The organism is Sphaerospermopsis aphanizomenoides BCCUSP55 (genome assembly GCF_001586785.1).
Taxonomy (GTDB): domain Bacteria; phylum Cyanobacteriota; class Cyanobacteriia; order Cyanobacteriales; family Nostocaceae; genus Sphaerospermopsis_A; species Sphaerospermopsis_A aphanizomenoides_A.
On the sequence record NZ_LUFH02000067.1, the window covers coordinates 22,545 to 33,718 of the forward strand.

An 11,174-nucleotide genomic window follows, 5' to 3' on the forward strand; every position below is an offset into this window, starting at 1 on the left:
TTGGTAGAATTTATAGGCGTTCCTTGGGAACGTCTTTGTTATTTTTATAACTTTACAAAATCTCCTTCAAACTCTCATTTCTATCTGTTCTCTGTGCCTCTGTGGTTTATTATTCCGATAATTCCTATTTTTATTAACTGCATTGAGAAAAAAGTGACGTTGTATTAGAGAATAATATCAATAATCTCACTGGCAGTAAGCTGAAAGAATAATGACTAGAAAAATTTTAACAGGATTAAATTCAAAAACCTACGAACATCCTTTTGATCGACAAGCTTTAGCTTCTTTACAAAAAATGCCGGGTATATCACCAATACTCAAAAAAATTAACGAATATGGTATTGATCGCCTACTGAGATTACAGAGTCTGGGTAGTGATATCAGAGTGACAAATCGTAATTTTCCTAAATTATATCAAGCTTTAGGAGAAACTTGTGAAATTATTGATCTTTCTCCTGTACCTGAATTGTATTTATTTCGCGGCACAGGTTATATTCAAACCTACGTTGTCGGGGTAGAAAAACCTATTATTGGTGTGAATTTAGAAGCAATGGAATGGCTAAATGAAGAAGAATTACTTTATATTTTCGGATATGAAGTTGCTCGGATTAAGAGTCAACACATGATATATCATCAAATGGCATTTGTAATGCCGACTTTAAAAAATTTATTAAGTAGTACCACATTGGGAATTGGTGGTTTAGTTGCTAGTGGAGTTGAGTTAGGTTTGTATAATTGGGTAACGATGTCAAAATTAACTGCTGACCGTGCAGGTTTGTTAGCCTGTCAAGATATTAATATTGCTACAACTGCACTGATGAAACTAGGGGGTTTACCTGATGAATATTTAACTAATAATGTAATTGAAGATTTTGTGATGCAGTCTCGTGAATTTGCATCCAATAACTTTAATAGTTTGGATCAGGTAACAAAAATATTAAGCTATACAGAATCTAGACTTTCTTGGATAGTCATGAGAACTGGAGAATTATTAAAATGGGTTGATTCTGGTGAATATGATAATTTAATGCAAGGAAATGAAAATTTAAATTCTTTAGAAGATAATAATCAAGAAAAAGAGGGTTGGAACTTTATGTCTTCTTGGTAAAGATATCCCTGATTTCTGTAATAATCGGGGATATGATAATTTCAATATAGCTATCAAAATGCCGGATTATGTTGTTCATCCCAGCATTTATCATTACGCCAAACCCTACCAGTTTTTTGACATTTTTCTTGGTCTTTAATACCAGGAATTAAGGTAGGGTGAATAGTGTTTAAGCTGGATGTAACATAAGAGATCATGAAAGAACCTGTATAGAACCCACAACATATTAAAGTTCCAAAAAAAAACGTAAAGCTGACACATTTAACAGCAAATAGCACAGAAAAGGTTCTTGGTTTCTCCGATGGGGTAAAGCGCATATCTTTCCTCAGCGTGGTGTTAGTGGTAGATAGCACTCTGGGAATGTGTATGCACTGATTAATTTTGACTTGCAGAATTTATTTATGACAGAAAAACGCAGTTATTTCTGTTATGCTGTTAACTCAATTGTCAGTTATTATTTATTCACCTTTTTTCTGTTAACGTAGCTGATTTTTGTGTGGTGTTTCAGACAAAAATCAACTTTTTATTTATCAAGTGTTTATAAAGCCGAATTGACGTTAAAAATTTCTAGAATTTGTCGGCAAATATATTTAAGCTTATCTGCAACTAAAGGGGAAGGTATAGATTCACCAACAAAATTCCATTGTTCTACTGTTGACAGTCGCCATACTTGACCACGATGATCAAATCCAGAGGCTTCAACACCAATTGCTCGCCAAGATTGATTTATAGGATCTTGATAAAAACGGATTTGAATTAAAACACTGCGACTACGCCAAGATTTGCTAATTCCTGGAAAGTGAAAACCAATGTCTATGGAATCTGGATCTACTAATTCCCTGGTTTCTGGATCATTCTTCCAAGGTTTAAGATCAGATTTGGCATCAGGAAACTCTAATTTGAACAAATTAACTACAGTCGCAATTTTACTAGTCAGTTCAAAGTTTGTTGTCCGTTCTGCTGCGTTCACGACAAAACACTCCTAATCTTGCATTGGCCTATGGTTAAAAGTTTATCTTATTGGTGTTTTAGCTTATCAATATCGGTGAAATTTAGCAACTCTCAATCATGCTTTCTTGACAATTTTTTGTATTCAAATGGTGGCGAAAGTTTTATATTATGTGGCAATTTGCTGAATATCTGTGCCATAAAATCCAAATTTCATGATGATTTAAGGGCTTTGCTAGTGTGTGGTAGACACTACAACCAACGTTGTCTTTTGGCGTATACAATACTCCCAATTACAATTAATATCATCACACCAAGCACAGTGGGATAAGCCCAAGGTTGTTCTAGTTCCGGCATATATTTGAAATTCATACCATAAAGACTGGCAAGGAAAGAAAGTGGTAAAAATATAGTTGAGAGAAAAGTTAGGCGATTAATTCTTTCACTGGTTTTGCTGGCAACATTATCACGTTGAATTTCCATTAATTCTGACATCCAAGTTCTCAAAGTAATATATTCTTGCCAGAGATTATCAACATTATGAACTAATTCTTGATTAAAGAGTGTCTTGACTGGCTGAGAAAACCATTGAAAATCTTCATAATTCATCATAACTAGAATTGACTTAATGCTTTGAAAATTACGCCTTCCCACACGGGTAGACTGACGCATTGTGGCAATTTTTTTGTAGGTTAATTCATCACCAAAATTACCTAACACCTCATCTTCTAAATCATCGAGTTGTCTAGAAATAGAGTTAAATACACTATAATAATTGTTCAGGATATCTTTGAAAATGAGATATAAAATATAATCAACTCCCCTTTGTTTAATATCTACAGTTTGCTTCTGAAGATGATTATTTAAGATACTGAATATTCTAATTTCGGTAATTTCAAAGGTAATAATAAAATTTGTGCCAACTATAATACTGCCACGTGCTACTTCAAACTCCCTGTTTTTTATTTGATGTGTCAAAATTTCAAAACTCTCAAATAAACAATCTTTTATATCTTCATCAATTCCTATAGGAGAATGGTTAAAAATCATGTTCACACGAGATGGATCGAGTCCAAAATGCTTCACAATTCTAGCTGTTGCAGTGCGATCGCGGAAGTTAATACAGCGCAACCAAATGTTGTCAGAACTATCAATTTTATTGAGTACCGCATCGACATCCCCAGTGGTGAAAAACTCCAGATGGTTTTGAGAAAAGCTAAGGAGAGTTAGCATAGAGACATACTTACAGTAGATTGTAAGTAAATAATACCGTGTCCTAACAGAACAACAGTAGCGATAATTCATGAATTACCACCACGCAACAATCAAGTTTTCACCCAGCATGAGGGTAAATTATACAAAATTTCAATTATCTCAATTGACTTTGTTATTGGTGATATTGTCTGATAGCTAACACCAAGCGCAAGCCATATCAGGATATCCAAGATTTAAGGATTTGCAGGATGGAGTTATTTGAAATTTTTGTTGTTTAAATTATGTGCAGGAAAAATTTTATAAATTTATTTCCTGTCGGGTGCGTTAATACAATCTAACGCACCGTTTCTTTTAATTATTTATTTTTTTGAGCTACAATACTACGATGTCGAGGATCACTAGCAACAGTAGTTAAAACATCAAAACCAACCGACTTTAAACACCCTTCAATGTCAAACATATAGTAGTCATCACTCCAAGGTTCTGTACTTTTCATGAGTGTGAATAATACAGGAGGTAAGTTTTGAATTACAGGCGATTTTGGGTTATTATCTACAATAGCAAAACACCCACCTGGACGGAGTAAACGCAAAGCTTCTTGGAAAATAGCTTTACTCGCAAAACCAGGAAGTTCATGAGTGACAAACTGAAGAGTTATTAAGTCAAAAGACTCACTGGGTAATTCTGTTTTTTCTGCTTGCGCGTGTATCCATTCGGATATTTCATTGTAAGTATCTAATTCCTTTGCTACACTTAGCATATAAGGAGATAAATCTAAACCTACTGTACGCACGGGATGGTTTTGTTTTTGTTTGTAGTAGCGATGCAAAGATAAGGTAGAAATACCCACAGAACAACCAATATCGAGGATATCATTAACATCTTGGGTGACGTATTTTCCGAGAACTTCGTGAAAACTAGATCTTAATCTGCGGTGTGCTGTTTCCCAGGTGATGTCTTCTTTTGGCCATACTCGTAAAGCCATAGAATAGGTTGCACTGGGCGCTTCAAATGCTGCTTTCCAACACATATTTCCTTCAGCATAAGCATGGAAAGGAACTTGGTAATAATCCGGATAAGTTACTTTAGGATTTGTATTTTCTTGCAGCTTGTTTTTCACTCCTGAAGCTTCTAGTTTTTGGTAATTTTTTCGCCAAGCAACACCGTTTTTCTCTGCTGTTTTAATTAGTACCTGTCTTGCTTGTTGTTTCATCAAGCTGTAGATGGGTTTGGTATTAATTAATAGGTTGACAAATTGAGAAAGTAAGGTTTCTCCAGCCCAGTCTGGTTTAATTTTTGCAGTCATTGGTAAGATAAGTGTAGAGGGATTTTGTTTATTTATATTGTATATGAGATTCTGGATTTCTTTTGTCTGAATCAGGATGTCCAGGATTTGAGGATTTTCAGGATGGGTTTATTTTTTACGCATTTTAGGTATGATGGGGAAAAACTTTAATTACCTAAATTAAGAGCATTTTTTAAAGCTATATTGACTTTATCTATCAACATTGGTAATAAGATACCTAATTTTTTCTGAAAAACAGATTGATTCACTGTTGCTATTTTATCACTCCTAATAATTGAGCTTTTTTTCAGTCCAGTTTCCTGAAAGTCATCGTCTTGATCAGAGACTAAAACCCAAGTATCTCGTAAATCACCATCAGGTATTTTTGAGAAAATTCCCAAAATAATTACTTCTTCTCTGTGAACAGCAATAACTAAAGCAGGTCTAAGTTTATTACTGCTTAAATCGCTAAAAGGAAAGGAAACTAACCAAATTTCATGAATCTTCGGTTTCATCGTTATAAATATCCTCTTCTGGATCATTCCACTCTGTAAATCCTGTTTCTGCTGATTTCATAAACTCTCTCATTTCCAAAGCTTTTCTAATCTCTGCAATTAATTCATTAATTTCTTCTACAGGAAATTGGAGAATCATGGCTTTAAGTTCTTCCTTTTTCACGTTCATTATTCACAACTCCTTGTTTTTATTGATTTGTAGCATTGATTTTACTTTTAAATCATTAGGTAGATTATAGCATATTGTCAGAATCAGGATGTCCAGGATTTGAGGATTTTCAGGATTGAATCGAGAAATTTTGAAAAATATGATGTATAATGTGTTGTTGTATGATATGTTTACTTTTTTGTAACCTGTATGGAAACAATAACTATAAATTCTCATGTTGGACAAGATGGAATCTTACATTTAGATATTCCTGTAAATATTAGTAATGCTGATTTAACAGTTACGATTATTGTTAAACCTAATGATAATTCTCAACAAGAAAATAAACCCAAAGGAAAAGGTTGGCCTGCTAATTTTTTTGAAGAAACTTCAGGTTGTTTAAAAGATACTCCTCTAATTATTAATTCTAAGGGTGTTTTTGATGATTTAGAGGATTTTAAATTATCATGAAATATTTGTTGGATACGAACGATTATTTAACAGAGATTAACTGATTACATCTTCTTCTACAAGTTCTGAATCAAAAATTAACCACTGCTGAAAAAGTTCTTTAATCCATTTACTCACATCAGGATATTTATCATCAATCGCTTTTAATCTATTTTTCATATTTCTTTGATAATAACTTTGATATTCTAAATTTCTCACAGCGATAAAATTTAATGTATAAGTTAACATTCTTAATCTAGCTACAGCTAATTTTAAATTACGTCGTGAATAATTATCAAATTTTTGTGAATTTTCTTTATATTTCGTAAAAGGAGAACATTGATTATCTCTAATTATTTTCTGATATTCTAAAATATCTAAATCTAATTCATAAAAAGCATCTTGACGAATTTCATAATTAATTCTATTCCTAATTTCTGATTCGTTACATAGTTCAAACGATTGGCTTCCAATATTCCAGTACCTATCAAGTCTTTTGCGATTTCTGAAATGACTAGAGTTTTCAAAAAATCGTTTGAATTGTCTTTGATGTTCATCTGATGAGTTAGCAATACCTATGATATGAAGATTCTTTTTTTGATAATCATTTTCTACACAATCTATAAAACGTGATACCCGAGTGGTAAAGTTTAACTAGGTTCTATTTAAACATTGTATTAAGAAAAAGTGAGCATAGTATGAAGTTACAAAACCCCAACTAAAATAACCTTGTTTGATCAAATTATCAGCAGCACAAATATTTAAAACTGCTTTAGAAAGTAGTTTTTCTATATCTGTCAATATGTAATTATTGACATTAGAAATAATGAATCCTTTTTCATAATCTTCTTTGGATTTCTACAACTTAGTCAAATGATATTTAAACGATTTTTTAGCATCGCTACTACAATTGCTAAAAGAAATATCAACTTCGTCCAATTTTAATGACACATATATAAATTACCAAATTACTCTTCAAACTACTCTGAAATCATCCCTACAAACTCATCTCTCACTGCTTTTTTTAATTGGCTTTCTAGCATCTCAGCAACTTTTTCTTGCGCTTTAAAACCACCACCACTTGGTAAGTGATCTTTATCAAATTTAAAGTCTTGAATTAGTTCCAGAACTTTAATGGTATTTTCAGTATTAAAAATCTTGTGTTTTTGCATAACCACATTAAAAATCTCATAAAATGCTTGCATAAGTCCACCAAAACCAACGGTTTTTAAAATATATGATTTAGGATTATCTCATTGTTCTAAGAATACTGCTATAACAGCACGAAAATATATTTCAAAAATTTTATACTGCTGTTCAAAACCATAATTAGCAAGTTTTCCTGTTTGCGGTTCTACATAATCTTTAATTTGGTTGACAAATTCATTTAAAGATATTCCAAAACCACTTTCTCCAGTTGTTCTAATTAGTTCATACAAAGGACTTTCATCTGTTTCGTTTAATCTAATAGCAATTTCTCTTGCTCGTCTTTCTGCTGTTACTCCTTCTCCATCAAAATCTTCAATATCTCCATCTAATAAATCCATTAAATCTAAATATAGAGATGCTGGAACACCTTTTTGAGTTTTGTTAATTGTGACAAATAATCTTGCTTGATCCTTAACAGATAATCCTAAAGTTGCAATTACCATTAATGGAAAATCAGGGTTTGCATCATAGCAACCGTTAACTCTATGCTGTCCATCTATAATTAAACCGAGAGAGTTTGTGTCTTCTAAAACGAGTAAATTATTATTTTCTTGATAATCAAATTTGCCTTCATCAATATTAACTAAAATAGAATTAGGTATAATACCTTTTCCATTGATATAATTTTTAATTTCTTTTATTCTGGTTTTAGAAAATGATCTTTGATATCCTAGTTTTTTGTCATCAATTCTCCTGGAAACGTCAAAGCACTCATAAATTGTTTTTGCATTAGTTATAAAAACAAGCATAGGTATCTCGTTTTGAATAATTTTAAATGCAGGAATTTCAAGTGTCATAAATAATCAAGTTATAAATTTCATCGTGATTACTTATCTAAGTATAACATCTATTATGCGTAATTTACCTATAAAACCCTTTCACCCAATATCATAATCTGTAAAGTAATAAATTGTTATTTCTAACAAATTCCGTCCATTCGTAACTCCTGTAACAATTCCTTTACAATAAAATAAAGAAAACAAGACATAGCAGGAGAAAAGCTAAATCATGTTAGCAGAATATCAACAACACACCCAAGAACGCGCCCAATTAGGTATTCCCCCACTACCATTAGATGCAAAACAAGCATCAGAATTATGTGAATTACTCAAAAATCCCCCCCAAGGACAAGAAGAGTTATTATTACATTTATTACGCGATCGCATTCCTCCTGGAGTAGACCAAGCTGCTTATGTAAAAGCTGGTTTTATGACAGCTATTGCGAAAGGAGAAATAACCAGTCCCCTAGTTTCTCCCCTAGAAGCAGTAGAATTACTAGGAACAATGGTAGGCGGTTATAACGTACAATCATTAATTGATTTACTCAGTTCCTCCGTAGCAGCAAAAGCAGCGGAAGCATTAAGTAAAACTCTCCTAGTTTATGATGCTTTCCATGATGTTTTAGAACTATCAAAAACCAACAGCTACGCCAAAAAAGTGATAGACTCGTGGGCAGCAGCAGAATGGTTTACTTCCCGTCCCACTCTTCCAGAAGCTATCACCGTTACCGTTTTCAAAGTTCCCGGAGAAACCAACACCGACGACTTATCACCCGCAACCCACGCTACCACCCGTCCTGATATTCCCCTTCACGCTTTAGCAATGTTAGAAACCCGTCAACCGGGAAGTTTAGAAACCATTGCAGACTTGAAGCAAAAAGGACATCCTGTAGCTTACGTCGGTGATGTGGTAGGAACAGGTTCATCTCGTAAGTCTGCAATCAATTCTGTATTATGGCATTTAGGTAATGATATTCCCTTTGTTCCCAACAAACGGGCAGGAGGTTATATTTTAGGTGGGGCGATCGCACCTATCTTTTTTAACACTGCTGAAGATGCAGGTGCATTACCCATTCAATGCGATGTCACCAAAATGGAAACCGGTGACGTAATTACAATTTACCCCTACAAAGGCGAAATTACCAAAGGGGGAACAGTCATTGCAACCTTCACTCTCAAACCTGACACCATTTTAGACGAAGTTCGCGCCGGTGGACGTATCCCCCTATTAATTGGTCGTACCCTCACCGACAAAACCCGTCAAGCGTTAGGTTTAGCACCCAGCGATTTATTTATCCGTCCTCAACAACCCCAGGACACCGGAAAAGGCTTCTCATTGGCGCAAAAAATGGTCGGGAAGGCGTGCGGATTGCCAGGAGTACGTCCGGGGACATCTTGCGAACCAATCATGACTACAGTGGGTTCTCAGGACACTACTGGACCCATGACCAGAGACGAGTTAAAAGAACTCGCTTGTTTAGGTTTCAGTGCAGACTTAGTAATGCAGAGTTTCTGCCATACCGCAGCATATCCCAAACCAGTGGATATTAAAACCCATCAAGAACTACCTGACTTCATCTCCTCCCGTGGTGGTGTAGCCTTGCGTCCTGGTGATGGTATCATTCACTCCTGGTTAAACCGGATGTTATTACCGGATACAGTGGGAACAGGTGGAGACTCCCACACCCGTTTTCCTTTGGGAATATCCTTTCCTGCGGGTTCTGGGTTAGTTGCGTTTGCTGGTGCATTGGGTGTGATGCCTTTAGATATGCCAGAATCAGTTTTGGTAAGATTTAAAGGAGAATTGCAACCAGGAATAACTTTGAGAGATATTGTTAACGCTATTCCTTATGTTGCCATCCAAAAAGGTTTGTTAACCGTCGAGAAAAAGAACAAGAAAAATGTTTTTTCTGGACGGATCATGGAAATTGAAGGTTTACCCAATTTAAAAGTAGAACAAGCATTTGAATTAACCGATGCTTCCGCAGAACGTTCTTGTGCTGGATGTACAATTAAATTGAGTGAAGAAACCATTGCCGAATATTTGCGGTCAAATATTGCCCTGTTAAAAAATATGGTAGCACGGGGATATTCTGATGCGCGAACCATCATGAGAAGGGTGGCAAAAATGGAAGAATGGTTAGCCAACCCAGTGTTATTATCTGGTGATGCAGATGCGGAATATGCAGAAATAATTGAAATTGATTTAAACGAGATCAAAGAACCAATTGTTGCTGCTCCCAATGACCCAGATAATGTTAAGTTATTATCGGAAGTTGCTAATGATCCAGTACAGGAAGTTTTTGTAGGTTCTTGTATGACAAATATCGGACATTATCGGGCAACTGCGAAGGTTTTGGAAGGTGCAGGAGAGGTAAAAGCAAGGTTGTGGATCGCACCACCTACAAGAATGGATGAACACCAATTAAAAGTAGAAGGTGTGTATGATGTTTTCGTAGGTGCAAAAGCGAGAACTGAGATTCCTGGATGCAGTTTGTGTATGGGAAATCAGGCGCGAGTGGAAGATAATACAACTGTGTTTTCTACCTCTACTCGTAACTTTAATAATCGCATGGGAAATGGCGCACAAGTGTATTTAGGATCGGCAGAATTAGCCGCAGTTTGTGCGTTGTTGGGAAGACTTCCTAATGTGCAGGAATATTTGGATATTGTGGGTGAGAAAATCCATCCTTTTGCTGATAATTTGTATCGGTATTTGAACTTTGATCAAATTGTTGGTTTTGAGGATGAGGGTAGGGTAATTAGTAAGGAGGAACAGGCGGCTTTGGTATAATTTAGGTTAGGGTGGGTCTGGATGGACTCACCTGAATGTTTTGAAAAAGGTTAAAATATGTGCAGTACCAAATAGAATTTAAACCCAAAGCGATTAAAGATTTACAGAAAATTCCTGTAAATGAAAGAGAACGCATTATCAATAAAATTGAAGCCATGCAAGATGATTTACAAGGAGATGTGAAACGCTTAACAAATTTTACGCCAGAATATCGTTTAAGAGTTGGTGATTATCGAGTTTTGTTTGAATTAGAAGAACAAACTATAATCGTGTATAGGGTTAAGCATCGTAGTAAAGCTTATGAGTAAGGGGAGGTTAAAAAATGATTGAATTACATCCTGAGTTTTTAATAAAAAATGGTGAAAAACAATTTGCTGTATTACCTTATGAGGAGTTTTTAAAGATTAAGGAATTGTTAGAAGATTTGGAAGATTTACGAGATTTGAGAGATGCTAAAGAAGAGGAAAAAGATTGTGTTTCCATGTCTTTAGAAGATGTGAAAAGTATGTTGTTAATGTGATCAAATGTTGGTTTTGAGAATGAGGGGAGGGTGATTAGTAAGGAGAAGCAGCTTTGGTATAATTTAAGTTAGGGTGCAATACTGCTCGGTTAAGGATTTTCGTAGGTTGGGTTGAACAAAGTGAAACCCAACAAACCCTTGTCAATGTTGGGTTTCGTTCCTCAACCCAACCTACGCGATTTTATTTTTTGTGCTTAACCGAC

At 34.8% G+C, this 11,174-nt stretch carries 14 protein-coding genes; 5 read left to right on the forward strand and 9 right to left on the reverse strand.

Annotated elements, in window-relative coordinates:
- Positions 1-211 precede the first annotated feature (211 nt).
- Positions 212-1,108, forward strand: coding sequence for a M48 family metallopeptidase (locus A0J48_RS17140; protein ID WP_200325118.1), 897 nt, complete (start codon positions 212-214; stop codon positions 1,106-1,108).
- Positions 1,109-1,161: 53 nt separating this feature from the next.
- On the opposite strand, the gene A0J48_RS27080 is transcribed toward A0J48_RS17140, so the two are convergent.
- The 6 genes from A0J48_RS27080 to A0J48_RS17170 form a co-directional block, all read right to left on the reverse strand.
- On the reverse strand, positions 1,162-1,305 hold the full coding sequence (locus A0J48_RS27080; RefSeq protein ID WP_234300982.1) for a hypothetical protein: 144 nt from the start codon (positions 1,303-1,305) through the stop codon (positions 1,162-1,164).
- Positions 1,306-1,646: 341 nt separating this feature from the next.
- Entirely contained in the window at positions 1,647-2,078 is a 432-nt protein-coding gene (locus A0J48_RS17150; protein ID WP_200325122.1) for a hypothetical protein, read from the reverse strand.
- Positions 2,079-2,308: 230 nt separating this feature from the next.
- Positions 2,309-3,289, reverse strand: coding sequence for a magnesium transporter CorA family protein (locus A0J48_RS17155; protein ID WP_200325124.1), 981 nt, complete (start codon positions 3,287-3,289; stop codon positions 2,309-2,311).
- Positions 3,290-3,626: 337 nt separating this feature from the next.
- Positions 3,627-4,577, reverse strand: a complete 951-nt coding sequence (locus tag A0J48_RS17160) for a class I SAM-dependent methyltransferase (RefSeq protein ID WP_200325126.1) — start codon at positions 4,575-4,577, stop codon at positions 3,627-3,629.
- Positions 4,578-4,723: 146 nt separating this feature from the next.
- On the reverse strand, positions 4,724-5,071 hold the full coding sequence (locus A0J48_RS17165) for a type II toxin-antitoxin system PemK/MazF family toxin (protein WP_200325127.1): 348 nt from the start codon (positions 5,069-5,071) through the stop codon (positions 4,724-4,726).
- Complete coding sequence (locus A0J48_RS17170) at positions 5,052-5,240, reverse strand: hypothetical protein (protein ID WP_200325129.1); 189 nt, start codon at positions 5,238-5,240, stop codon at positions 5,052-5,054. Before A0J48_RS17170 ends, A0J48_RS17165 begins: the two co-directional genes overlap by 20 nt.
- 189 nt (positions 5,241-5,429) lie before the next feature.
- Between A0J48_RS17170 and A0J48_RS17175 the strand changes: the two genes are divergently transcribed.
- Positions 5,430-5,690 carry a hypothetical protein gene (locus A0J48_RS17175; protein ID WP_200325131.1) on the forward strand — a complete coding sequence of 87 codons (261 nt, stop codon included), beginning with the start codon at positions 5,430-5,432 and terminating at the stop codon, positions 5,688-5,690.
- A 36-nt stretch (positions 5,691-5,726) separates the two neighbouring features.
- On the opposite strand, the gene A0J48_RS17180 is transcribed toward A0J48_RS17175, so the two are convergent.
- The 3 genes from A0J48_RS17180 to A0J48_RS17190 form a co-directional block, all read right to left on the reverse strand.
- A complete protein-coding gene (locus A0J48_RS17180) occupies positions 5,727-5,918 on the reverse strand; it encodes a hypothetical protein (RefSeq protein WP_200325133.1) in 192 nt (63 codons plus the stop codon).
- A gap of 731 nt (positions 5,919-6,649) precedes the next feature.
- Positions 6,650-6,874 carry a hypothetical protein gene (locus tag A0J48_RS17185; RefSeq protein ID WP_200325135.1) on the reverse strand — a complete coding sequence of 75 codons (225 nt, stop codon included), beginning with the start codon at positions 6,872-6,874 and terminating at the stop codon, positions 6,650-6,652.
- 48 nt (positions 6,875-6,922) lie between these two features.
- Positions 6,923-7,675: a DGQHR domain-containing protein gene (locus A0J48_RS17190; RefSeq protein ID WP_200325137.1), complete on the reverse strand. Its 753-nt coding sequence runs from the start codon at positions 7,673-7,675 to the stop codon at positions 6,923-6,925.
- Positions 7,676-7,886: 211 nt separating this feature from the next.
- Between A0J48_RS17190 and acnB the strand changes: the two genes are divergently transcribed.
- The 3 genes from acnB to A0J48_RS17205 are packed head-to-tail and all read left to right on the forward strand — an operon-like array spanning position 7,887 to position 10,971.
- Complete coding sequence (gene acnB / locus A0J48_RS17195) at positions 7,887-10,451, forward strand: bifunctional aconitate hydratase 2/2-methylisocitrate dehydratase (protein ID WP_200325139.1); 2,565 nt, start codon at positions 7,887-7,889, stop codon at positions 10,449-10,451.
- Positions 10,452-10,510: 59 nt separating this feature from the next.
- Positions 10,511-10,759 carry a type II toxin-antitoxin system RelE family toxin gene (locus A0J48_RS17200; RefSeq protein WP_016949740.1) on the forward strand — a complete coding sequence of 83 codons (249 nt, stop codon included), beginning with the start codon at positions 10,511-10,513 and terminating at the stop codon, positions 10,757-10,759.
- 14 nt (positions 10,760-10,773) lie between these two features.
- Positions 10,774-10,971, forward strand: a complete 198-nt coding sequence (locus A0J48_RS17205; protein ID WP_200325141.1) for a type II toxin-antitoxin system Phd/YefM family antitoxin — start codon at positions 10,774-10,776, stop codon at positions 10,969-10,971.
- Positions 10,972-11,174: the final 203 nt, after the last annotated feature.

What these genes read in the sequence shown, in the direction of transcription:
- A0J48_RS17190 (WP_200325137.1), bottom strand. Translation starts at nt 7,675, where the DNA reads ATGACACTTGAAATTCCTGCATTTAAAATTATTCAAAACGAGATACCT.
- A0J48_RS17180 (WP_200325133.1), bottom strand. Translation starts at nt 5,918, where the DNA reads ATGTTAACTTATACATTAAATTTTATCGCTGTGAGAAATTTAGAATAT.
- A0J48_RS17160 (WP_200325126.1), bottom strand. Translation starts at nt 4,577, where the DNA reads ATGACTGCAAAAATTAAACCAGACTGGGCTGGAGAAACCTTACTTTCT.
- acnB (WP_200325139.1), top strand. Translation starts at nt 7,887, where the DNA reads ATGTTAGCAGAATATCAACAACACACCCAAGAACGCGCCCAATTAGGT.
- A0J48_RS17155 (WP_200325124.1), bottom strand. Translation starts at nt 3,289, where the DNA reads ATGCTAACTCTCCTTAGCTTTTCTCAAAACCATCTGGAGTTTTTCACC.
- A0J48_RS17205 (WP_200325141.1), top strand. Translation starts at nt 10,774, where the DNA reads ATGATTGAATTACATCCTGAGTTTTTAATAAAAAATGGTGAAAAACAA.
- A0J48_RS17175 (WP_200325131.1), top strand. Translation starts at nt 5,430, where the DNA reads ATGGAAACAATAACTATAAATTCTCATGTTGGACAAGATGGAATCTTA.
- A0J48_RS17165 (WP_200325127.1), bottom strand. Translation starts at nt 5,071, where the DNA reads ATGAAACCGAAGATTCATGAAATTTGGTTAGTTTCCTTTCCTTTTAGC.
- A0J48_RS27080 (WP_234300982.1), bottom strand. Translation starts at nt 1,305, where the DNA reads ATGATCTCTTATGTTACATCCAGCTTAAACACTATTCACCCTACCTTA.
- A0J48_RS17140 (WP_200325118.1), top strand. Translation starts at nt 212, where the DNA reads ATGACTAGAAAAATTTTAACAGGATTAAATTCAAAAACCTACGAACAT.
- A0J48_RS17185 (WP_200325135.1), bottom strand. Translation starts at nt 6,874, where the DNA reads ATGCAAGCATTTTATGAGATTTTTAATGTGGTTATGCAAAAACACAAG.
- A0J48_RS17170 (WP_200325129.1), bottom strand. Translation starts at nt 5,240, where the DNA reads ATGAACGTGAAAAAGGAAGAACTTAAAGCCATGATTCTCCAATTTCCT.